Origin of the sequence: Acidovorax sp. ACV01, assembly GCF_014851495.1 — a bacterium.
GTDB lineage: Bacteria > Pseudomonadota > Gammaproteobacteria > Burkholderiales > Burkholderiaceae_C > Acidovorax > Acidovorax radicis.
The window spans coordinates 1-20,766 of the sequence record NZ_JACUZT010000007.1 but is presented as its reverse complement, the minus strand read 5'-3'; the positions used below and the strand labels follow the sequence as shown (position 1 = coordinate 20,766).

Annotated in this window: 20 protein-coding genes; 16 read left to right on the top strand and 4 right to left on the bottom strand. The window is 64.9% G+C overall.

The features are described from left to right. The first annotated feature begins 110 nt into the window (after positions 1-110). The 8 genes from IB243_RS19580 (at position 111) to fabB (ending at position 8,246) form a co-directional block, all read left to right on the top strand. A complete protein-coding gene (locus IB243_RS19580) occupies positions 111-980 on the top strand; it encodes an ABC transporter ATP-binding protein (protein WP_192428837.1) in 870 nt (289 codons plus the stop codon). Next, on the top strand, positions 977-1,828 hold the full coding sequence (locus tag IB243_RS19575) for a hypothetical protein (RefSeq protein ID WP_192428836.1): 852 nt from the start codon (positions 977-979) through the stop codon (positions 1,826-1,828). The genes IB243_RS19580 and IB243_RS19575 overlap by 4 nt, the downstream gene beginning before the upstream one ends. Further along, positions 1,828-2,700 carry a hypothetical protein gene (locus IB243_RS19570; RefSeq protein ID WP_192428835.1) on the top strand — a complete coding sequence of 291 codons (873 nt, stop codon included), beginning with the start codon at positions 1,828-1,830 and terminating at the stop codon, positions 2,698-2,700. The genes IB243_RS19575 and IB243_RS19570 overlap by 1 nt, the downstream gene beginning before the upstream one ends. Positions 2,701-3,010: 310 nt before the next feature. After that, positions 3,011-3,748 (top strand): GNAT family N-acetyltransferase, encoded by a 738-nt coding sequence (locus IB243_RS19565; RefSeq protein ID WP_192428834.1) that lies wholly within the window; start codon positions 3,011-3,013, stop codon positions 3,746-3,748. 107 nt (positions 3,749-3,855) lie between these two features. Next, the gene (locus IB243_RS19560; RefSeq protein WP_192428833.1) at positions 3,856-4,740 is read left to right on the top strand and encodes a CBS domain-containing protein; all 885 of its coding nucleotides are present in this window, start codon (positions 3,856-3,858) and stop codon (positions 4,738-4,740) included. Beyond that, complete coding sequence (gene lnt / locus IB243_RS19555; RefSeq protein WP_192428832.1) at positions 4,740-6,344, top strand: apolipoprotein N-acyltransferase; 1,605 nt, start codon at positions 4,740-4,742, stop codon at positions 6,342-6,344. The genes IB243_RS19560 and lnt overlap by 1 nt, the downstream gene beginning before the upstream one ends. Before the next feature lie 160 nt (positions 6,345-6,504). Next, entirely contained in the window at positions 6,505-7,026 is a 522-nt protein-coding gene (gene fabA / locus IB243_RS19550; RefSeq protein ID WP_192428831.1) for a 3-hydroxyacyl-[acyl-carrier-protein] dehydratase FabA, read from the top strand. Further along, positions 7,023-8,246, top strand: a complete 1,224-nt coding sequence (gene fabB / locus IB243_RS19545) for a beta-ketoacyl-ACP synthase I (RefSeq protein ID WP_192428830.1) — start codon at positions 7,023-7,025, stop codon at positions 8,244-8,246. Before fabA ends, fabB begins: the two co-directional genes overlap by 4 nt. 160 nt (positions 8,247-8,406) lie before the next feature. Here fabB and IB243_RS19540 read toward each other — a convergent pair whose 3' ends face one another. Further along, on the bottom strand, positions 8,407-9,324 hold the full coding sequence (locus IB243_RS19540) for a LysR family transcriptional regulator (RefSeq protein ID WP_010462640.1): 918 nt from the start codon (positions 9,322-9,324) through the stop codon (positions 8,407-8,409). Between the two features lie 211 nt (positions 9,325-9,535). Here IB243_RS19540 and IB243_RS19535 point away from each other — a divergent pair, with 211 nt between their 5' ends. From IB243_RS19535 to IB243_RS19505, 7 genes are all read left to right on the top strand, one after another. Then, complete coding sequence (locus IB243_RS19535; protein ID WP_010462639.1) at positions 9,536-10,612, top strand: asparaginase; 1,077 nt, start codon at positions 9,536-9,538, stop codon at positions 10,610-10,612. A 452-nt stretch (positions 10,613-11,064) separates the two neighbouring features. Continuing rightward, positions 11,065-11,970 carry a glycine--tRNA ligase subunit alpha gene (gene glyQ, locus IB243_RS19530; RefSeq protein ID WP_192428829.1) on the top strand — a complete coding sequence of 302 codons (906 nt, stop codon included), beginning with the start codon at positions 11,065-11,067 and terminating at the stop codon, positions 11,968-11,970. 22 nt (positions 11,971-11,992) lie between these two features. After that, a complete protein-coding gene (glyS, locus tag IB243_RS19525; RefSeq protein ID WP_192428828.1) occupies positions 11,993-14,206 on the top strand; it encodes a glycine--tRNA ligase subunit beta in 2,214 nt (737 codons plus the stop codon). 52 nt (positions 14,207-14,258) lie between these two features. Then, positions 14,259-14,870 (top strand): D-glycero-beta-D-manno-heptose 1,7-bisphosphate 7-phosphatase, encoded by a 612-nt coding sequence (gmhB, locus tag IB243_RS19520; protein ID WP_192428827.1) that lies wholly within the window; start codon positions 14,259-14,261, stop codon positions 14,868-14,870. 65 nt (positions 14,871-14,935) lie between these two features. Continuing rightward, positions 14,936-15,721, top strand: coding sequence for a 1-acyl-sn-glycerol-3-phosphate acyltransferase (locus tag IB243_RS19515; protein ID WP_029413983.1), 786 nt, complete (start codon positions 14,936-14,938; stop codon positions 15,719-15,721). A 10-nt stretch (positions 15,722-15,731) separates the two neighbouring features. Beyond that, positions 15,732-16,706 carry a M48 family metallopeptidase gene (locus IB243_RS19510; RefSeq protein ID WP_192429075.1) on the top strand — a complete coding sequence of 325 codons (975 nt, stop codon included), beginning with the start codon at positions 15,732-15,734 and terminating at the stop codon, positions 16,704-16,706. A gap of 13 nt (positions 16,707-16,719) precedes the next feature. Next, positions 16,720-17,136: a rhodanese-like domain-containing protein gene (locus tag IB243_RS19505; protein WP_057271958.1), complete on the top strand. Its 417-nt coding sequence runs from the start codon at positions 16,720-16,722 to the stop codon at positions 17,134-17,136. A gap of 222 nt (positions 17,137-17,358) precedes the next feature. Here the strand turns inward: IB243_RS19505 and lysM are convergent, their stop codons facing one another. Beyond that, entirely contained in the window at positions 17,359-17,844 is a 486-nt protein-coding gene (gene lysM, locus IB243_RS19500) for a peptidoglycan-binding protein LysM (protein ID WP_192428826.1), read from the bottom strand. 180 nt (positions 17,845-18,024) lie between these two features. On the opposite strand from lysM, the gene IB243_RS19495 reads away from it, so the two are divergent. Further along, positions 18,025-18,792, top strand: coding sequence for a type III pantothenate kinase (locus IB243_RS19495; protein ID WP_192428825.1), 768 nt, complete (start codon positions 18,025-18,027; stop codon positions 18,790-18,792). A gap of 207 nt (positions 18,793-18,999) precedes the next feature. Here the strand turns inward: IB243_RS19495 and IB243_RS19490 are convergent, their stop codons facing one another. Together IB243_RS19490 and IB243_RS19485 are read right to left on the bottom strand one after the other, a co-directional pair. Further along, a complete protein-coding gene (locus IB243_RS19490) occupies positions 19,000-19,776 on the bottom strand; it encodes a hypothetical protein (protein ID WP_192428824.1) in 777 nt (258 codons plus the stop codon). Between the two features lie 60 nt (positions 19,777-19,836). Continuing rightward, on the bottom strand, positions 19,837-20,499 hold the full coding sequence (locus IB243_RS19485; protein WP_010462619.1) for a TetR/AcrR family transcriptional regulator: 663 nt from the start codon (positions 20,497-20,499) through the stop codon (positions 19,837-19,839). Positions 20,500-20,766 lie beyond the last annotated feature (267 nt).

The following is a 20,766-nucleotide window of genomic DNA, read 5'->3' as shown; positions in this document are numbered from 1 at the left end:
ATGCCCATGCAAGCAGCGGGGCGTCCAATCGCCCGATTTCACCCCAACCCTTCGGGCAAAGTACTTGTGCGACCCCGAAAAGACCTTGAACAGGTTCTTACGGATTGTTCATGGTCGCCATCGATAACCTGCAATTCGGCTATGGCCGCCATGCGCTTTACCAAGGCTTTGGTGCGCGGATCGATCAGCCCGGCATCTACGGTCTTTTCGGGCGCAATGGCAGTGGCAAGTCCACCTTGCTCAAGCTGATCTGTGGCCTGCTCACGCCCTGGGCCGGGCAGGTGCAGGTGTTGGGGCAGGTTCCGCGCCAACGTGCGCCGCAGCTGCTGGCGTCCATCTGCATCGTGCCGGAAGAGTTCCACCTGCCCAATCTGACCCCCGGTCAACTGGCCGCCACACAAGGGGTGTTTTACCCTCGGTTTTCTGCACAGCGGTTTGGCGAATACCTGGCAGAGCTGGAGGTCCCTAGCGCGAGCCGCTTCGAGGCCATGAGCCTGGGCCAGAAAAAGAAGGCCGCCATTGCCTTCGCGCTGGCCACCGGCACGCCGCTGCTGCTGATGGACGAGCCCACCAACGGGCTGGACATCGTGGGGCGGAGCCAGTTTCGGCAGCTGATGCAGCGGCCCGAGCATGCCGATCGGGTGGTGCTCATCAGCACCCACCAGGCGCACGACCTGGAGAGCATCCTGAGCCACATCTGGTTCATCGATCAGGGCAGGCTGGCCTTGTCGGCTCGCATGGAGGATCTGGCGCAGTGGTTGCACATGGGGGTTGCCCGCAGTGCCCAGGAGCTGGATGCCATTCGTGGCATCGTTTTCCAGGAGTCCATTGGTGCCCACACGGCCTACGTGGCGGCACGCGGGGCAGAAAGCCCGGGCCCTCAAGGCGCCGTGCAGCTGGAGCTTTTGTACAAGGCGCTCAGCCTGGGCCGCGACGCTTTGCTCGCAGTGCTTCCTGCGGATGTGAAGGAGGCTGCATGACAGCGTCCGCAAAATCGGCGGTCGGAAAAGCCCCGGACCAGGGCACCTCCGCCTTCTTCAACGCACCGCGTTTCTTGCGGCTGGCGCGGGCACATTGGGCCGAGCAGCGCAGGCAGTATCTGGGCCATCTGCTGGTCGTGGGCATTCTTTATGTGGTGGTCTTGTTGTTCATGCTCGCGCTCTCGTCGGGGCGCGAGTTTCAGACCTGGACACAGCAGCTGTTCTATTTTTGGGGCCTGCTTCTCACGGGTTTTGTGTTTGCTGCCCGCTATTTCGACGCGATGACGCGGCGTGAGTCCGCACTGCTGATGCTCATGCGCCCCGCATCCGTGTTCGAGAAATGGCTGCTGTGCATGCTGGTGGTGGGCGTGCTGTACCCGCTGGGCTACAGCGTGCTGTATCTGGCGATCTCGTGGCCCGTCCAGCACATCGTGCTGGCCATTGGCGCGCTGTACCCGCCGACAGGGGGCTTTAGCGCCGCGGACCACGCGCTGTTTGTACCGCTGTGGCCCTCCGACGGGGCTTCGGCTGCGCTGCTGGCGCGCCAGCAGATGGGCTGGTTCATTGGTCTGTGGGCCTTGCAGGCCCTGGCAGTCGCGGGCTCGTTGTACTTTCAGCGTGTGGCCATGCTCAAGACATTGGCCCTGGGTTTTGTGCTTTTCCTGGCAACGCTCCTGATCGCCGCCCTGGCAGGAGCCAGCGATGCGGTGCTTTTTGCGTGGTGGCTTCGCAGGCCGGTGACCTCGCCCGCGAGCGTGCAGATCCTCAACGGCGTGCTGTGGCTGGGTTTGCCCACGCTGCTGTGGCTGCAAGCCTATCTCCACCTCCGTGACAAGGAGCTGCACTGATGGGCTATTGGTTGCAAATCCATGTGCAGCGCCAAAAAGGTGTGTGGCTTTTCGCGCTGGTGCTTGTGGGATTCTGGGCGCTGGTGGCCTTGAGCGGCTGGAGCCGGCTCAAGCCCTCCTCGACCGCCGAGCGGGTGCAGTTGATTCGTGCGGCAGACCTGGTGGGGGTGACGCGCCTGCGCCTGGAGGAAGACGGGGAGGCCGGGGGCTACCGGCCTGACGTTTCGGTGCGGGTGGGGTTCGCCTCGGATGTCAGCATCCACCCCCGCGTATCCGACCGGGATACAGCGCCTGACGCCCCCGAGCCCGCCCGATGGATCACCGCCTTTCGCGAAGGAGAGACGCTGGTGCTGCGGGCCCGTGCGCCGCGCGCAGAGGCCAGGCAGGGCCATCGGGCCCTGGCATGGATTCAAAAAATCGAATTGCCCGCGCATTTCCGGCACCTGCATATCGAGCGGGCCTCCATCGAGGTCCGGGAGCCTGTGGAGAGCCTGGCAATTCTGGGCGAACAGATTACGGTGGCAGGCTTTGTGAGGGAACTGGATCTGCGCTCGTCCCTGTGCGGCCCCAGCGAGCACCGGAACGGGCCGCGCGAGGATGGCCTGGAGGTTCAAGCCGAGAACATGCGGGCCGTGCGCGTGCAGGCGCACACCGGCCGGGTGCGCCTGCAACGGTCCGAAGGGTTGCAGCGCCTGGAACTGCGGCTGGGCGACACCGTGGCACTGTCGCTGGACCGCGTGGCAGCGCTCGATCTGCCTCCCGGGCGTGCGGCCTTGGTGGGTGCCACGGACGCAAAGGCTTGTGCAGACACGGCAGCCATGGCCAGCGCACCGGGCGCGTCCCGCCCCCTGGAGCTGGTTGCCGCCCGCTAACGCCCGGTTGCCTCGTTTTTCAGCTTGTTGCCAAGGTGCCATCGCTATACCCTGGGCACAGAGGGTGGGGATGGGGGCGCCTCTTCCCGGACAGGTCTGGGCCATGCCCCGGGTGCCCCGCAAAAAAGTCGCGGAAGCGACCACGTTCCCCGTGGAGTGGCGGGCTTTGTTATCAAAATGGTAGCTAAAAATCGTTTTCGGATAAGCGCTGGAAGCTGTTTTCTTTCATATTGGATGCCACCCTCTTATTTTGCTGCAACGCAGCAAATTGGACTGGAAATAATGAGGGAAAACCCTTATATTTGTAGCCATGATCGCAACGAAAGACTGGCTCAAGGCTTCCTGGTATGCAGGCAGGGATCTGCTGCGCCCCGTCACAGGTGGCCCGTCTGGCCATGAAATTCGCGTCAAGAAGGAGGTGCCCGTGATGGTCCCCATTCGCGCTTTGGGCCCTTCCTACCGGGAGCGGATCACCCAGCATTTGCTCCAACTGGAGCCCGCAGACCGTTACCTGCGTTTTGGCTATGCCGCCAATGATGAGCAGATCCGCCGCTATGCCGCGCAGCTCGACTTCAATCGTGACGAGATCTTTGGCATCTACAACCGCCGCCTTGAACTCATCGCGATGGCGCACCTGGCTTTCTCGGAGCACCCTGAGTACAAACATTGCGCCGAATTCGGTGTGTCCGTGCTCAAGCAGGCGCGCGGGCGAGGTTTCGGGGCACGCCTTTTCGAGCGGGCCGTGATGCATGCGCGCAATGAAGGCGTGAACATGGTCTTTATCCATGCGCTCTCCGAAAACACCGCGATGCTCAAAATTGCCCGCAAGGCGGGAGCCACCGTGCGCCGCGACGGCTCAGAGTCCGAGGCCTACCTCCAGATCGAGCCAGCCAGCCTGGACACACGCATGGCCGAGATCGTGGAACAGCAGTTTGCCGAGGTGGACTACCAGCTCAAGAAGCAGGCCAAGCAGTTCTGGGACTTCCTGGCCGGTGTGCAGGAAGTGCGCAGTGGCGTGCAGCACGCGCGCCACCAGTCGGCCGAATAATCCATCCATCCCCACGCTCGCGGTGTGCGGGCTGCGGGGATTGCGTAGCGGGCCGTCACAACAATCCGCTATCCTAGGGGACTGATCCACTACCGCACGTCAAGACAGTGTCTGACCCGCACCCCGCGCACCCCGGGCGCCCGCCCGAGAGGGAAGACAAGCGCACCTTCCTGCAGAAAGTGGCCGAGTTCATCCATCCGGGGCCGGACTCCACGGAAGAACTCATCGAAACCCTGGCCGAAGCCGAAGACAACCAGGTCATTGGGGCCGAGTCGCGCGTGATGCTCGAGCGCGTCATCCGCATGGCCGACATGACGGCGGGCGACGTGATGGTGGCTGCACCCCGCATGGACCTCGTCAACATCGATGCACCGTTTGACGAGATGCTGCACCTTGTCATCAACACCGCGCACTCGCGGTTTCCGGTGTACCAGGGCGAGCGCGAGAACATCATCGGCATCCTCATGGCCAAGGACCTGCTCAAGCTGCAGCGGGCGCCCGAGCTGAACATCCGCGCCCTGCTGCGCCCCGCCGTCTTCGTGCCCGAAAGCAAGGGCCTGAACGACCTGTTGCGCGAATTCCGCGGCAACCGCAACCACCTGGCCATCGTGATCGACGAGTTTGGCCGCGTGGCCGGGCTCATCACCATTGAAGATGTGCTCGAACAGATCGTGGGCGAGATCGAGGACGAGTTCGACATCCCCGAGGACGACGGCGACATCTTTGGCCTGGCCGACCGCACCTACCGCGTGAGCGGCGACACCTCGGTGGAGCGGGTTTGCGAGGCATTTGATGTGCTGGTTCAGGGCAGCGACCCCGACGAAACCTTCGAAACCATCGGCGGCCTGATTGCCCACGAAATGGGCCATGTGCCCAAGCGCGGCGAGCACCTGCAGTTGGGCGGCCTGCACTTCGTCGTGCTGCACACCAAGGGCGGCGCCGTGCGCTGGTTCAAGGTGTCGCGGATCGAAGAAGCCAGCGCCAGCGACTGATGACCCGCGCTTCCTCGACGCCGGGGCTGCCACTGGCCCTGCAGGCGCTGCTGGCCGTGGCTGCCGGCGTTGCGCAGGCGGCCTCGCTGGCCTGGCCCTGGGGCGGCGAACCCCTGTGGTGGCTGCAGATCGTATCCATGGTGGTACTGGCCTGGCTGGTGCGCCCACGTGCCACGGTGTCTGTCCCTTGGCAGCGCGGCGTGGTCATCGGAGGCTTGTTTGCCACGGCCTGGCTCGCCGGGACCTTCTGGTGGCTGTTCATCTCCATGCACTCCTACGGCGGGCTGGCCGCTCCCTTGGCCGTGGCCGCGGTGCTGGGGCTGGCCGCGTTCCTGGCCAGCTACTACGCGGCGATGGTGGGGCTTTTTTGCCGCCTGACGCTTGCCAATAGGGTGCTAGCAGCTATCATTTTTGGAGCGTTCTGGCTCCTGGCCGAGCTGGCGCGCGGCATCTGGTGGACGGGGTTCCCCTGGGGGGCTGGTGGCTACGCCCATGTTGACGGGCCGCTGGCGGCGCTGGCGCGCTACGTCGGCGTTTACGGCATCGGGGCCGTGGCTGCGGTGCTGGCGATGTATGGGGTGCAGTTGCGTGGCGCGGATCTTGGTCGCTGGCGCACCTGGGTATTGGTATTGGTTGTGGTCTCCGCTGGGTTAAGTCCGCAGCTACTTTGTGCATGCAGTTCAACTGTCCGCAGCAAGGTGCCCCCGATGACCCTGGAACTGCTGCAAGGCAATATCCCGCAGGACGAGAAATTCCAGTCGGGCAGCGGTGTGCCACTGGCACTGAAGTGGTATGCCGAAGCGCTGCGCGACGCCAAGGCCGACCTGGTGGTGGCGCCCGAAACCGCCATCCCGCTGCTTCCCCAGCAGCTCATTCCGGGCTACCTGGAGGGCATCCAGCAGCGTTATGCACAGGGCCCGCAGGCCGCGCTGCTGGGCATTCCCCTGGGCAATGAAGCGCTGGGCTACACCAACTCGGTGCTCGGCCTGAGCCCCGCCACCCAGGCCACCCCCTACCGCTACGACAAGCACCACCTGGTGCCGTTTGGCGAGTTCATTCCGCCGTTCTTCAAGTGGTTCACGGCCATGATGAATATCCCGCTGGGGGACTTCAACCGGGGCCTGGTGGGGCAACCCTCCTTTGCCTGGGCGGGCCAGCGCATTGCGCCCAATATTTGTTACGAAGACCTTTTTGGGGAAGAGCTGGGGGCGCGTTTCATCGACCCGGCGCAGGCGCCCACGGTGTTTGTCAACTTCAGCAACATCGGCTGGTTCGGCGACACCGTGGCCATTGACCAGCACCTGAACATCAGCCGCATGCGTACCCTGGAGTTCGAGCGCCCCATGGTGCGCGCGACCAATACCGGCGCCACGGCCATCATCGACCACCGGGGTGTGGTGACGCAGCAACTGGCCCGCTACACGCGGGGGGTGCTCAAGGGCGAGGTGCAGGGCCGGGGGCTGGATGCGCAAAGTGGCTGGCACATCACGCCGTATGCGTGGTGGGTGTCGCGCTGGGGGCTGGTGCCCCTGTGGATTTTCGGGGGGGTGGCCCTGTTTTTTGCCCTGGTGGCAAGGAGGCTGCAGACACTGCGCGGAAATTGATCCAGGTCATGCGCCGCCGGGGTGTCCCGGCGCCTTGCCGGGCCAAAACCGGGATGTGTCTTTCTCTGCCTTGATAATGGAGCCCCACAAGCGGGGGCTTGTGTTGACATACAACGATGATTTGAAGCGGGCCCACCGCTGTTCTGGAGCACGACTGAAGATGGCTGATTCCTTTTCCTACGAACAACTGATCGCCTCGGGCGAGGGCCGGCTGTTCGGCGCTGACAGCGGGCGCCTGCCGCTGCCGCCCATGCTGATGTTTGACCGCATCACGCACATCGACAGCGATGGTGGCGCGCACGGGCTGGGAAGGATCCGCGCCGAGCTGGACGTCAAGCCCGATCTCTGGTTCTTTGCCTGCCACTTCCAGGGCGACCCGGTCATGCCCGGTTGCCTGGGACTGGATGCCATGTGGCAGCTGATCGGCTTTTACCTGACCTGGCTGCAGCTGCCAGGGCGTGGCCGGGCGCTGGGTGCGGGTGAGGTCAAGTTCACGGGCGAAGTGGGCCCCGATGTGAAACTGGTCACCTACGAAATCGACATCAAGCGTGTCATCAAGCGCAAGCTGGTCATGGCCATTGGCGATGCCCGCCTGCTGGCCGATGGCAAGGAAATCTATGTAGCCAATGACTTGCGCGTGGGCTTGTTCAAGCGCGAGGAAGACGGCAAGGACGCAGCATGAGCACCAAGAAGCGCGTAGTCATCACCGGCGCGGGCATCGTCTCGTGCATTGGCAACGACCTGGCCACCGTGGAAGCCTCACTGCGTGAAGGCAAAAGCGGCATCAAGGCCGTCGAAAAATTCACCGAGCTGGGCCTGCGCAGCCAGGTGGGTGGCGTGCCCGAGATCGACATCGAGACGCGCATCGACCGCAAGCAACTGCGCTTCATGGGCGATGCGGCCGCGTATGCGCAGATCGCGCTCGAAGACGCCATTGCCCAGGCAGGCCTTGCGCCCGAACAGGTGAGCCATCCGCGCACCGGCCTCATCATGGGTTCGGGTGGGGGCTCTCCCGCCAACCAGATCGAAGCAGCCGACACCCTGCGCGAAAAGGGCATTCGCCGCGTCGGCCCCTACCAGGTCACGCGCTGCATGAGCTCCACCGTGTCCGCGTGCCTGGCCACCAACTTCAAGGTCAAGGGGATCAATTACTCCATCACCTCGGCCTGCTCCACCTCGGCCCACTGCATCGGTGTGGCCGCGCAGCAGATCGCCTGGGGCATGCAGGATGTGATGTTTGCGGGTGGTGGCGAAGAATTGAGCTGGGGTATGTCGCTGCTGTTTGACGGCATGGGCGCCATGTCCAGCAAATACAACGCCACGCCCGAGAAGGCCTCGCGCGCCTACGACGCGAACCGCGACGGTTTTGTGATCGCGGGCGGCGGCGGCGCCGTGGTGCTGGAAAGCCTCGAACACGCCCAGGCGCGCGGCGCCACCATCCTGGCCGAAGTGGTGGGCTTTGGCGCCACCAGCGATGGCGAGGACATGGTGGCCCCTTCGGGCGACGGTGCCATTGCGTGCATGCAGCAGGCCATGGAAGGGCTCGACGCCCCCATCGACTACATCAACACCCACGGCACCTCCACGCCGGTGGGCGACATGCAGGAAGTGCGCGCCATGCGTGCCCTGTTTGGCGACAAGGTGCCTCCGTTCTCGTCCACCAAGTCGCTCACCGGCCACTCGCTGGGTGCGACGGGTGTGCAAGAGGCGATCTACTGCGTGATCATGCTCAACAAGGGCTTCATCGCCGGTTCTGCCAATGTAGAGACGCCCGACCCGGCACTGGGCGATATGCCCCTGGTCACCCAGACGCGCGACGCGCAGCTGACCACCGTGCTGTCCAACAGCTTCGGTTTTGGTGGCACCAACGCCAGCCTGGTGCTGCGCCGCTGGAACGACTGACCGCAGCCTTCCCACACCAAACGGCCTGCCTGTCTCCGGACAGGCAGGCCGTTTTCACGTGGGACTTGCGCAAATTGGGATGTGGCACCAGCCTCGCCCTGGGGCGAACCGCTGGCCTGAGCCCTGTTTTGCACCAGTCATGTCATGGGCTACCGGGCCGTCAGCGCCGTGCGGGCTTGGGGTTGGGTTGCAGGGCTTCGTGCAGCAGGGTGGGCAGCATGGCCAGCATGCGCGTGGCCTGCAGGCCCGGCGGCAAGGCCCGTGCGTGGTAGCTGTACAGCGACATGGGCGCCAGCTCGTGCAGCTCCTGCGCCACCATTTGCGCGGGGTCGAGTCCCTTGGCAGTGAGGAAGTCCACGACCGTCCAGCCCATGCCCCGGCGTACCAGCTCCAGCGCCAAGCGCGAGGTCTGCACCTGAATCCCTGGTCCGGCGGGCGATCCCAGCCGTTGCGCAATCTCGTCAATGGCCTGGCGCATGGGGTCGTCGCCCACCAGGCGGATCACGGGCACTTGCGCCAGCCGCGCCCCCGGGGTGGCGGCGCGGGGCGCGCGGGCCCACACGCTGGTCGCCACCGCCAGATACAGCCTGCCGCTGACCAGCAGGTCGCTGGCAATCTGGGGGTGGGGGTGTTTGTAGAAGCCCAGGCAGAAGTCCACGCTGCGCGTGAGCAGTGCCTGTGTCATCTGGTCCTGGTGGATGGTGCGCACTTCCACGCCCACCTGCGGGTGCTGCTCGGCGTGGTGCTGCAGCAGGCGCGGCAGAAATTCGTGGGTGATCGACGGGATGGCGCCCAGGCGCACATCGCCCGAATCGCTGGTGGCCAGGTTGCGGGCAGTGCGCTTGAGCGCGTCCAGCTGCCGGTAGATGCCGGTGGATTCGGCCGCCAGCACCTGGGCCTCGGGTGTGGGTGTCAGGCCCGAAGGCGTGCGGTTGAACAGCCGGTAGCCCAGCTGCAGCTCGGTGTGCGCAATCGCCTTGCTGACCGCCGAAGGCGTGATGCACAGCAGGCGCGCCGCTGCACTCATGTTGCCGGTCTGCAGCACGGCCTGAAAAACTTCCAGTTGCCGCAGGTTCATTTCGGCGCTGCTCCGGGGTGCTTGCCTGTGTGGCCTAAAAACTGGGGCCCGGCGGAGGCGTCTGGGGTGTGAGTGAAGTTCATAAGGGTGGGTCAATTATTCCGCATGACTGTGTTCTGCTTTCTCATAGGATGCGGCACCGCTTCGACGGCGGGGTTTGCACAGAGCGGCGCAACGCGCGCTGCCAACCCAAAAATCAGGAGACATCTTCATGCGCATTTCCTCTTCCCCCACCGCCAGCCGCTGGCTCGCGGGCCTGTTGCTGTCGGCTGCGTCGGCCGTGGCCATGGCCCAGGCTGCCAAGCCCAATGTGGTCGTGCTGGCCACCGGCGGCACCATTGCCGGTGCGGGCGCCTCGGCCGCCAACAGCGCCACCTATGCCGCCGCCAAGGTGCCGGTCGACAAGCTGCTGGCAGGCCTGCCGGAGCTGGCCAGTGTGGCCAAGGTGTCCGGCGAGCAAGTGTTCCAGATCGCCTCCGAGAGCTTCACCAACGAGCACCTGCTGCGCCTTGGCCAGCGTGTCTCGGCCCTGGCCAAGCAGGCCGATGTGGACGGCATCGTGATCACCCACGGCACCGACACGCTCGAAGAAACCGCCTACTTCCTGAACCTCGTTGTGCGCACGACCAAGCCCATCGTGGTTGTGGGCTCCATGCGCCCTGGCACGGCCTTGTCGGCCGACGGCGCGCTGAACCTGTACGACGCCGTGAGCGTGGCCGCCAGCAAGGACGCTGTCGGCAAGGGTGTGCTCGTCACGATGAACGACGAGATCCAGAGCGGCCGCGACGTGAGCAAGACCATCAACATCAAGACCGAGGCCTTCAAGAGCCAATGGGGCCCGCTGGGCATGGTGGTGGAAGGCAAGAACTACTGGTTCCGCGCGCCCGTCAAGCGCCATACCGCCCAGTCCGAGTTCAACATCGACGACATCAAGGCCCTGCCTGCGGTGGACATTGTCTATGGCTACGGCAACATGAACACCACGGGCATCGAAGCCTATGGCAAGGCGGGCGTCAAGGCGCTGATCCACGCCGGCACGGGCAACGGCTCGGTGGCTGCGCAGGCGGTGGATTCGCTCAAGGCGCTGCGTGCGGCTGGTGTGCAGATCGTGCGCTCGGCCCGCGTGCCCGACGGTTTTGTGCTGCGCAATGCCGAGCAGCCTGACGACAAGTACGACTGGGTGGTTGCCCACGACCTGCGCCCCCAAAAGGCGCGCATCCTGGCCATGGTGGCCCTTACCAAGACCAACGACAGCAAAGAACTGCAACGGATCTTCTGGGAGTATTGAGCCCCCCTGAGTCGCCTTCGGCGCCTTCCCCCCGAGGGGGGACGCACCCGGTGGCCTGGCAGAGCCAGTTCCACGGGTGCACCGGCTTGAAGGCATGCCCTCTGGAAGCGCCATAGGTGATGAACCGCGCAGCGAATATTTGAAACGAGACTTGGCGCACGACAGGTGCGCCGACGGGCTGCCCGCAAAGGTGGTCACCGGTACGCACCGGCTTATAGCCCGCGTGACTGGTTGGGAAGGCTGGGGCTCCAAAAGGGCTCCGGCCTTTTTTCATGGGAGGGCGGATGCTGCTTGTTTGTCGAGCCCTAGCCGCAGCGCCGTAAAATGACCGGTTGCGCGCGCGACGCCCGCGCTTGCAACCTTTGGTGGCTGCAGGCAGTGGGCCTGGCACACGCACCGCTTTTTCTTTCCCCCTTACTTGCCGGCCCTGGCTTGCCAGCGCCACAGACGCCATGTTGACATTCCAGCAAATCATTCTGAAGCTGCAGTCCTACTGGGACGCGCAGGGTTGCGCTCTTTTGCAGCCCTACGACATGGAAGTGGGCGCCGGCACCTCGCACACCGCCACCTTCCTGCGCGCCATCGGACCCGAGCCCTGGAAGGCCGCCTACGTGCAGCCCAGCCGCCGCCCCAAGGACGGCCGCTATGGCGAGAATCCCAACCGCCTGCAGCACTACTACCAGTACCAGGTGGTGCTCAAGCCCGCACCAGCCAACATCCTGGAGCTGTACCTGGGCAGCCTTGAAGCCCTGGGCTTCGACCTCAAGAAGAACGACATCCGCTTTGTCGAAGACGACTGGGAAAACCCCACGCTGGGCGCCTGGGGCCTGGGCTGGGAGGTGTGGCTCAACGGCATGGAAGTGACACAGTTCACCTACTTCCAGCAGGTCGGCGGCATCGACTGCAAGCCCGCCACGGGTGAGATCACCTATGGCCTGGAGCGCCTGGCCATGTACCTGCAGGGCGTGGACAACGTCTACAACCTCAAGTGGACCGACACCCTGAACTACGGCGACGTCTACAAGCAAAACGAGGTGGAGCAGTCCACCTACAACTTCGAGCACAGCGATGCGGACTTCTTGTTCACCGCCTTCAATGCGCACGAAAAGCAGGCCAAGTACCTGATGGAGCAGCAGCTGGCGCTGCCCGCCTACGAGCAGGTGCTCAAGGCCGCGCACAGCTTCAACCTGCTGGACGCGCGTGGCGCCATCAGCGTGACCGAACGCGCCGCGTACATCGGCCGCATCCGCAACCTGGCCCGTGCCGTGGCGCAAAGCTACTACGAGAGCCGCGAGCGCCTGGGCTTCCCCATGGCGCCGCGCGAATGGGTAGAACAGATGGTCAAAAAAGCAGCCTGAGCGGACGAAAGAGAACAAGAACATGACGACCCAAAATCTCCTCGTAGAACTGTTTGTCGAAGAGCTGCCGCCCAAGGCGCTGCAGAAGCTGGGCGATGCCTTTGCCACCGTGCTGGGCGACCAGCTCAAGGCCCAGGGCCTGGCGACGGCTGCCTCGGTGGTCACGCCCTTTGCATCGCCCCGCCGCCTGGCCGCGCATGTGACCTCCGTGGCCGACAAGGCGGCTGACAAGGCCGTGCAGCAAAAGCTCATGCCCGTGACCGTGGGGCTCGACGCCAGCGGCAATGCCAGCCCGGCGCTGTTGAAAAAGCTGCAGGCCCTGGGCGCGGATGTGTCCGACCCGGCAGCCGCCGTGGCGGCGCTCAAGCGCGCGCAAGACGGCAAGGCCGAGGCCCTGTTCTACGACAGCGTGGTGCCCGGTGCCACGCTGCAGGAAGGCCTGCAAAAGGGCTTGCTCGAAGCCCTGGCCAAGCTGCCCATTCCCAAGGTCATGAGCTACCAGCTCGAGACCGACTGCGAACTGCCCGGCTGGAGCAGCGTGAACTTCGTGCGCCCCGCGCACGGCCTGGTCGCGCTGCACGGCAGCGCCGTGGTGCCGGTGAAGGCCCTGGGCCTGTCGGCGGGCAACAGCACGCAGGGACACCGTTTTGAGGCCGCGGTGTCGCCCGTGGTGCTGGCAGACGCCGACAGCTACGCCGCCACGCTCAAGCAGGACGGCGCCGTGATCGCCTCCTTTGCCGAGCGCAAGGCCGAGATCGCCCGCCAGCTGGCCGCGGCCGCCGCCCAGGTGGGCAACGGCGCGCGCCCCATCGAAGACGAGGCGCTGCTCGACGAAGTGACCGCGCTGGTCGAACGTCCCAACGTGGTCACCTGCTCGTTCGAGACCGAGTTCCTCGACGTGCCGCAGGAGTGCCTCATCCTCACGATGAAGGCCAACCAGAAGTACTTTCCGCTGCTGGACGCCGCAGGCAAGCTCACCAACAAGTTCCTGGTGGTCAGCAACATCAGCCCCGAAGACACGAGCTTCGTGACCGGCGGCAACGAGCGCGTGGTGCGCCCGCGCCTGGCCGACGCGAAGTTCTTCTTCGACCAGGACCGCAAGAAGACCCTGGCCTCGCGCGTCGAGGGCCTCGGCAAGGTGGTCTATCACAACAAGCTCGGCACGCAGGGTGAGCGCGTGGAGCGCGTGCGCGCCATCGCGAAGGCCATTGCCACGCAACTGGGTGATGCTGCTCTGGTCGCTGATGCCGACAAAGCCGCACAACTGGCCAAGACCGACCTCGTGACCGACATGGTGGGCGAGTTCCCTGAGCTGCAGGGCATCATGGGCGGCTACTACGCCCTGAACGACGGCCTGGGCGAGACCGTGGCCCACGCCATCGAAGACCACTACAAGCCCCGCTTTGCGGGCGACACGCTGCCGCGCAACACTGCCGGCGTGGTGGTGGCGCTGGCCGACAAGCTCGAAACCCTGGTGGGCATGTTCGGCATCGGCAACCTGCCCACGGGCGACCGCGACCCGTTTGCGCTGCGCCGCCATGCGCTGGGCGTGATCCGCATGCTGGTTGAGAAGGATTTGTCGCTGGATTTGAGAGCCCTGCTGGCGAGCGTTGTGCAAGTTCACAACGACTCGGAAATACAGCTGGCCGCATTTAAAGCATCGATTGGCGATGGTTTGGGCCTTTTTCAGGCACGAGCACCATTTCAAGAGCAAGTTGTCGGTCAAATTGAGGACTTCATCTACGACCGCCTCGCCGGTAGCCTGCGCGAGCAGGGCTACCGCGCACAGGAGGTCGACGCTGTCATGGCCCTGCGCCCGCAGCGCCTGGCCCTGGTCGAAAAGCAGCTCGCGGCCGTGCGCGCCTTTGCCGCACTGCCCGAAAGCCCGGCCTTGGCCGCGGCGAACAAGCGCGTGGGCAACATCCTGAAAAAGGCCGAGGTCGAAGGCCCGGTGGATGCCCACGTCAACCCCGACCTGCTGCAGGAAAAGGCCGAGCAGGACCTCTACGCCGCGCTGCAGCGCTTCGTGCCCGAGGCCAATGTCCAGTTCGACGCAGGCGACTACACCGCCAGCCTGCAGACCCTGGCAGTGCTGCGCGCACCGGTGGATGCGTTCTTTGACGACGTGATGGTCAACGCCGAGCAGATGGACCTGCGCCTGAACCGCCAGGGTCTGCTCAAGAGCCTGCACGAGGCCATGAACCGCGTGGCCGACCTTTCGCGCCTGGCGGTTTGACCGGTTTGCACAAGCTGCTAGGCTGGCGGTTCTCACAAGGCAAACCCCTCCTATGAAACTCGCCATTCTCGACCGCGACGGCACCCTCAACCCGCTGGCGGACGACTATGTCACCGCTGCCGACGAGTGGACCGCCGTGCCGGGTGCGCTCGAAGCCATTGCGCGGCTCAACCATGCGGGCTGGCATGTGGTGGTGGCCACCAACCAGCCGGGCCTGGGCCGGGGCTTGTTTGATGTGGTGGCGCTCAATGCCATCCACGCCAAGATGCACCGGCAGGTGGCGGCGGTGGGCGGGCGCATCGACGCCGTCTTCTATTGCCCCCACGCGGCCGATGAAGAATGTGCGTGCCGCAAGCCCGCCCCCGGCCTGCTTGAGCAGATCAGTGATCGCTATGGGGTCGAACGTGACGATGTGCAGGTGGTGGGTAGCTGCATCGCGCACTTGCAGGCAGGCGCCGCACTGGGCGCACAACTGCACCTGGTGTGCACGGGGCAGTCAGCGCAGGTGCACCCGGGCGGACCCCTGCCTGCGGGGGTCCCGCCGGGCACGCGGGTGTATGCCAGCCTGAGGGATTTTGTGGACCAGCTTTTGCCCGCCGTGCAGTTCGCCGCGCCACCGCTGGCTGCGACGCCCCTGCCCACGCCGGGTGGCGCCACTTCTTGATGCTATTCATTTAATAGCTGTTGGCGCTTGGTAGAAAAGCGCTGGCGGCCAAAATAACCATAAAAATGGCCTTTATCCGTTCTGTCATTCACCTTCTCTGGATGGGCATCACCGTGGTGCCCTACGCGCTGACCATCATGCTGGGCACGCTGCTGGGGGTGCGCGGCAAGCCGCTGTACCGCATCGCGCGCGCGTGGCTTTCGCTGTGCATCAGCGGTGCCCGCGTGATCCTCGGCATCCGCACCAACGTGATGGGCATGGAGAACCTGCCGCAGGGCGAGAACGCGGGGGCGGTGCTGCTGGTCAAGCACCAGTCCACGTACGAGACCTTTCTGATGCCCGCGATCATGCCCCACCCCCTGGCCTACGTGTTCAAGAAGGAGCTGCTGCGTGTACCGTTCTTCGGCTGGGCCATCGGCCGGCTGGACATGATCCACATCGACCGCGACCAGCGCACGCAGGCTTTCCACAAGGTGGTGCAGCAGGGCAAGGACCTGCTGGCCCAGGGCATCTGGATCATCATGTTCCCTGAAGGAACGCGCATCGAGCGCGGCCAAAAGGGCAACTACAAGACCGGCGGCACCCGCCTGGCTATCGACACCGGCGCACCCGTGGTGCCGATTGCCGTTACTTCGGCCAAGGTCTGGCCGCGCAAGGCCTTCATCAAGCGCCCGGGCGTGGTGGATGTGTCCATCGGCAAGCCCATTCCCAGTGCAGGCCGCAAGCCCGACGAACTGATGCGCGAGGTGGAGGCCTGGATCGAGGCCGAGATGCGCCGCCTGGACCCTGATGCATACCCCGCCGTGGTCATCCCGCCCGCCCGGGCCACCGACGCGGCCAACGGAAAGTAAGCCCACCGTGATGCAGCGGCTTGTGCAGTTGGCGCTCGACCTTTTCGACCCGCCCCTCTCACCGGTTGTGGCTCCGGCAGCAGCACCGGTCGTGAATGCTGCAGATCTCAAGCAAAAAATGCCACCAGTGCTGGATGGACAAGCGCTGGTAGCTCCTAAAACGATAGTGAATCGGCCGGCGGCGCCCGCAGTGCCTCGGCCCTCGCTGCTGTCCCCCGCCGAATTTCGCCACCCGCAGGCCAGCCGCGAAGTGCTGCTGGGCGACGCCGTGGTGGCCTATGCACTGACGCGGGCACGCCGCCGCACCATCGGCTTCACCGTGGGGGCCGATGGCTTGGCGGTGCGTGCGCCCAGCTGGGTCACGCTGGGTGCGGTGGATGCTGCGCTGCGCGAGAAGTCCGACTGGATCTTGCGCAAGCTGTCGGACGCGCGCGAGCGCCAGCAGCGCCTGGAGGGCGGGCGCATCGTCTGGGCCAACGGAGCCGTGCTGCCTTATTTGGGTGAACCGCTGACGGTGGTGCTGGACCCCAGCCACGGCTTTGCGGGCAAGGGCGGGGCGCTGGTGGCGGCTGCCGAGCCAAGTGGTGCCGCCATGCCCACCCTGCAGATCGGCCTGCCCCACAGTGCCAATCCGGTGCAGATCCGCGACGCCGTGCAGGCCTGGCTGATGCGCGATGCACGGCGCCACTTCACGGCCCGGCTGGACCACTTTGCCCCGCTGCTGGGCGTGCGTTGGGCCAGCCTGCGGCTGTCGAGCGCGCAGACCCGCTGGGGCAGCGCCAAGGCCGATGGCTCCATCCGCCTGAACTGGCGCCTGTTGCACTACCGCCCGGCTGTCATCGACTACGTGGTGGCGCACGAACTGGCCCACCTGCGCGTGATGGACCACAGCCCGCGCTTTTGGGACACCGTGGCCACCGTGGTGCCGGACTATGCGCAGCTGCGCAGCCGCTTGCGTGACGAACCGGCCCCTTTGTGGGATTGAAAGGACCATGACGATGACCGAACCAACGATTCCCCCGGCCGAAGGCTATGCAGGCGACATCACACCCCAGCAGGCCTGGCAATGGGTGCAAAACGGCCAGGCCGTGCTGGTCGATGTGCGCAGCGATGCAGAGCGCGAATGGGTGGGCCAGGTGCCCGGCGCCGCCGCCGTGGCCTGGAAACAATGGCCAGGCATGGCGATGAACGCCGACTTTGATGCGCAGATGCGCGCCGCCGTCCCTGCCGGCACTCCCGCCGTGCTGCTGTGCCGCAGCGGCGTGCGCTCCATCGCCGCCGCCCGCCGCGCCACGGAACTGGGCCTGACCGCCTACAACATCCTCGAAGGCTTCGAAGGCGATGCGGACGCCCAGGGCCACCGCGGCCAACGCGGCGGCTGGCGCTTCCACGGCCTGCCGTGGAAGCAGGGCTGATACTCCTAAAAAAATAGCTGCCAGCGCTTGTCTATCAAGCGGTAGCAGCTATTTTGATTTAAATTTTGCCTTGCGACGGCATGGGAGCCGCATTCGTTGCAGTCCCTTTTCCACAGGCTGTCACGTCACCCCCGTCCCCGCCAGTGCACCCGTGGAACCGGCCACGCCGGGCCACCGGGTGCGTCCCCCTCGGGGGAAGGCGCCGAAGGCGACTCAGGGGGATCACTTAAGCGCCGGGATGCGCAGCTTCTGGCCGGGATAGATCTTGTCGGGGTGGCTCAGCATGGGCTTGTTGGCCTCGAAGATCGCAGGGTATTTGTTGGCGTCGCCGTAGAACTTCTTGGCAATAGCGCTGAGCGTGTCGCCGCGCACCACGTCGTGGTACTGGGCTTCGGGCTCAGGATTGGTCACCTCCATCAGGTTCTCGACGCTGGTCACGCTGGCCACGTTGCCGCAGCACAGGGTGACTTTTTCCTTGGCGGCCTGCGTGGGGGCCGTGCCCTTCACGGTGACTTTGCCTTCGGGGCCTTCAAAGGCCACCTGCACATTGCTGGCGCCCAGGTTCTGGGAAGCGATGTAGGTCTCGATGGCCTTGGACGCCTTGGCGTTGAGTTCATCCCGCGTGGGGGCGGCTGCCGTGGCGGCCTGTGCTTCTTTGCCGCCGAACAGCTTTTCGCCGGCTTCCTTGATGAAACTGAAAAGACCCATGTCGTACCTCCTAATGTTGCAGAAACAGGAAGGACCACTGTAGCGGCAATGGGCGGCTGCAACGTGTCGGACGTGGGCGCGACACGATTTTTCACAATTTGTGGACGGGGAGGAGTAATGCGGCGGTGGGCTGTCGCCCTCGGGCAGGGTCGCATCGCAAAACTCGGGATAATCCGCCGCATGACTTTTCTGGCCATCGACGTCGGTAACACCCGTCTCAAATGGGCGTTGTACGACGCTCCCCGCCCCGGGGCTGTGCTCATTGCGCATGGCGCCGAGTTTTTGGACCACATCGACCGCCTGGCCGAAGGCAGCTGGGCGGCGCTGCCCCACCCCGAACGCATGCTGGGCTGCGTGGTGGCGGGGGACGCCGTCAAGCGCCGTGTGCAAGAGCAGATGGAACTCTGGGACGTCGCACCTTCGTGGGTGGTGTCGTCGGCGCAGGAGGCCGGGCTGACCAATGGCTACGACCACCCCTCGCGCCTGGGCTCCGACCGCTGGGTGGCGATGGTCGGCGCGCGCCACCGTGTGTTGGCCCAGGGGCCTGCACGGCCGCTGGTGGTGGTGATGGTGGGCACAGCGGTCACGGTGGAGTGCATCGACGCCGAGGGACGCTTCATGGGCGGGCTCATCCTGCCGGGCCACGGCATCATGCTGCGTGCGCTCGAATCCGGCACTGCTGGCCTGCATGTACCCACGGGCGAGGTGCGCATGTTCCCCACCAACACCAGCGATGCGCTCACCAGCGGTGGCACCTATGCCATCGCGGGGGCTGTAGAGCGCATGGTCCAGCACGTCATCCAGCACTGCGGCGAGGAGCCTGCCTGCCTGATGACCGGCGGCGCGGGCTGGAAGATGGCGCCCAGCATGACGCGCCCGTTCGAGCTGGTGGACAACCTGATTTTTGATGGGTTGCTGGAGATTGCCTCGCAGCGGTTTGGGGGTTGAGGGCTCAGGTCAGCGCCAATGCAGTGTTGTGACTACCGCTGATTCAGTGGTTGCTCTTGGCGCTGCTGCATAAACTGGCGCGGCCCAAGCCAGCGACCGCCGCGCAAGGGCCGCCCCGCCGCGCTGGCGGTGTCCCCCTTCCCGCATCGCGCCAGCGAGGCGAGAGAAGGGGGAAGGCGCGAAGCGCCTCAGGGGGATGTACCGAATTTACTCTTCTTCCAGCTCCGCCCGTGCCATCTCCACATCCAGCCGTTCCATGGCGTCCATGGGTTCGGCGGCGGCGGCCTTTTCATACAGCGCGGTGGCTTCCTTCATTTTCTTGTCGCCTTCCAGCATGACGAGGGCATTGGCGTACTCGATCATCGCAATGGCCGAACCCGGGTTGAGCTTGAGCGCCTCCTGGAACAGCTTGAGGCCGGTGTCCTTCTTGGCGCCATAGGTCATGCCGCCAATCAGCGAGCCCACCTTGTCGATCACTTCGGCATGGAAGGCCCCCAGCGCAATGCGCGCATCGGCATGTTTGGGTGACAGGGTAATGGCCTTTTCCAGGGATTCCTTCACTTTGCCGCCCAGGCCCTGGGCCAGGGCCTTGGCCACGCTGATGCCCTGGCTATAGCGGCCCAGTGCATAGGCGTGCCAGTACCAGGCGTTGGCGTTGTCGGGCTCTTTGGCGGCCTGGGTCTCGGCACGCTCGGCCACCTGGGTGAAGAAATCGAGACGGGTTTTTTCCTTGGGCTCCAGGTAGTTGGCGTAGATGGAGGTGGCCTTGTTGGCTGCGGTAATGCCTGCGCCTCCGGCCGCCAGGCCCGCTGCGGCGGCTTTTTCAAAATCACCGTTGTGGAACAGTGCCCAGGCTTCCAGCACGGCAGCGTCCTTGGGGCAGGGTTCGGCATCACCGCCATGCAGCCGTGCCCAGTGCTTCTTGACGCCCGCAGCGTCGAAGGTGTAGTCACCTGCGTGGGGGAAGGGGGTCCATTTGGCCATGGTGTATGTCTCCGGAAGTTTTTGTTGGCGAGTGGCTTGGGGGCGCAGCTGCGCACGCCGTCAGCTTGGCGTGGTGGCGTAGGCGCCCACCAGCTCCAGCAGGTGGGCCCGCTGGCCGCTTTCGAGGTAGGGCATGAGCAGGTTGAGCACGTGGTGGGCGCCACGCAGCAGCGCCGCCTGTGCGCTTTCGGGCTCCAGCGCGCGGCGCGGGTCGCGCACGTACTCGAAGCTGAGCCAGTAGGTGAGCACCACGACCATGCTGGTGGCGGTGGCTTCCAGCTCGCGCGAGTCGATGTGCAGGGTATCCGCGCGGCCCATGCCATCGAGCATGGCGCGCACGGCGCGGGTCTTGTTCTTGAGGATGGCCTGGAAGTGGGTTTCCAGGCGCCGGTTCTTGGACAGCAGGTCGTTGAGATCGCGGTACAGAAAACGGTACTGCCAGATCAGCTCGAACAGCGAGTGCATGAAGAACCAGGCGTCCTCCACATTGCGCACACCATCGGCGGCGGCCAGCAGTTCGGTGAGCGAGCTTTCGTAGCGATCAAACAGCGCGTTGATCAGCTCGTCCTTGGCCGGGTAGTGGTAGTACAGGTTGCCGGGGCTGATGCGCAGCTCGGCCGAGATCAGGGTGGTGGAGACGTTGGGTTCGCCGAACCGATTGAACAGGTCCAGCGTCACTTCCAGAATGCGTTCTGCGGTGCGGCGTGGCGCTTTCTTCACCATGTGTGCGGGCCCCTTCGCGTCGTTTGACGTCGTTGTTGCGTTGTCTCTGATGGCTACTCTAACCCACGCGGTCATGCTGCAGTGCGACATGAACGTGGGGTGCGTATGCAGTACCTAGGCTGCTTGTAGCGCACTTCATGGAGGGTGTAGAAGAAATCTATTTCAATCGCCCCAGCAGCATCCGGGCCTGCGCGAGCCAAACCCATGCCTGTGCATAGAACGGCTTGCGGTCGTGGTGCATCACAAGCCTTCTGTTGCGCTCCAACC

What these genes read in the sequence shown, in the direction of transcription:
- IB243_RS19580 (WP_192428837.1), top strand. Translation starts at nt 111, where the DNA reads ATGGTCGCCATCGATAACCTGCAATTCGGCTATGGCCGCCATGCGCTT.
- IB243_RS19575 (WP_192428836.1), top strand. Translation starts at nt 977, where the DNA reads ATGACAGCGTCCGCAAAATCGGCGGTCGGAAAAGCCCCGGACCAGGGC.
- IB243_RS19570 (WP_192428835.1), top strand. Translation starts at nt 1,828, where the DNA reads ATGGGCTATTGGTTGCAAATCCATGTGCAGCGCCAAAAAGGTGTGTGG.
- IB243_RS19565 (WP_192428834.1), top strand. Translation starts at nt 3,011, where the DNA reads ATGATCGCAACGAAAGACTGGCTCAAGGCTTCCTGGTATGCAGGCAGG.
- lnt (WP_192428832.1), top strand. Translation starts at nt 4,740, where the DNA reads ATGACCCGCGCTTCCTCGACGCCGGGGCTGCCACTGGCCCTGCAGGCG.
- fabA (WP_192428831.1), top strand. Translation starts at nt 6,505, where the DNA reads ATGGCTGATTCCTTTTCCTACGAACAACTGATCGCCTCGGGCGAGGGC.
- fabB (WP_192428830.1), top strand. Translation starts at nt 7,023, where the DNA reads ATGAGCACCAAGAAGCGCGTAGTCATCACCGGCGCGGGCATCGTCTCG.
- IB243_RS19540 (WP_010462640.1), bottom strand. Translation starts at nt 9,324, where the DNA reads ATGAACCTGCGGCAACTGGAAGTTTTTCAGGCCGTGCTGCAGACCGGC.
- IB243_RS19535 (WP_010462639.1), top strand. Translation starts at nt 9,536, where the DNA reads ATGCGCATTTCCTCTTCCCCCACCGCCAGCCGCTGGCTCGCGGGCCTG.
- glyQ (WP_192428829.1), top strand. Translation starts at nt 11,065, where the DNA reads ATGTTGACATTCCAGCAAATCATTCTGAAGCTGCAGTCCTACTGGGAC.
- glyS (WP_192428828.1), top strand. Translation starts at nt 11,993, where the DNA reads ATGACGACCCAAAATCTCCTCGTAGAACTGTTTGTCGAAGAGCTGCCG.
- gmhB (WP_192428827.1), top strand. Translation starts at nt 14,259, where the DNA reads ATGAAACTCGCCATTCTCGACCGCGACGGCACCCTCAACCCGCTGGCG.
- IB243_RS19515 (WP_029413983.1), top strand. Translation starts at nt 14,936, where the DNA reads ATGGCCTTTATCCGTTCTGTCATTCACCTTCTCTGGATGGGCATCACC.
- IB243_RS19510 (WP_192429075.1), top strand. Translation starts at nt 15,732, where the DNA reads ATGCAGCGGCTTGTGCAGTTGGCGCTCGACCTTTTCGACCCGCCCCTC.
- IB243_RS19505 (WP_057271958.1), top strand. Translation starts at nt 16,720, where the DNA reads ATGACCGAACCAACGATTCCCCCGGCCGAAGGCTATGCAGGCGACATC.
- lysM (WP_192428826.1), bottom strand. Translation starts at nt 17,844, where the DNA reads ATGGGTCTTTTCAGTTTCATCAAGGAAGCCGGCGAAAAGCTGTTCGGC.
- IB243_RS19495 (WP_192428825.1), top strand. Translation starts at nt 18,025, where the DNA reads ATGACTTTTCTGGCCATCGACGTCGGTAACACCCGTCTCAAATGGGCG.
- IB243_RS19490 (WP_192428824.1), bottom strand. Translation starts at nt 19,776, where the DNA reads ATGGCCAAATGGACCCCCTTCCCCCACGCAGGTGACTACACCTTCGAC.
- IB243_RS19485 (WP_010462619.1), bottom strand. Translation starts at nt 20,499, where the DNA reads ATGGTGAAGAAAGCGCCACGCCGCACCGCAGAACGCATTCTGGAAGTG.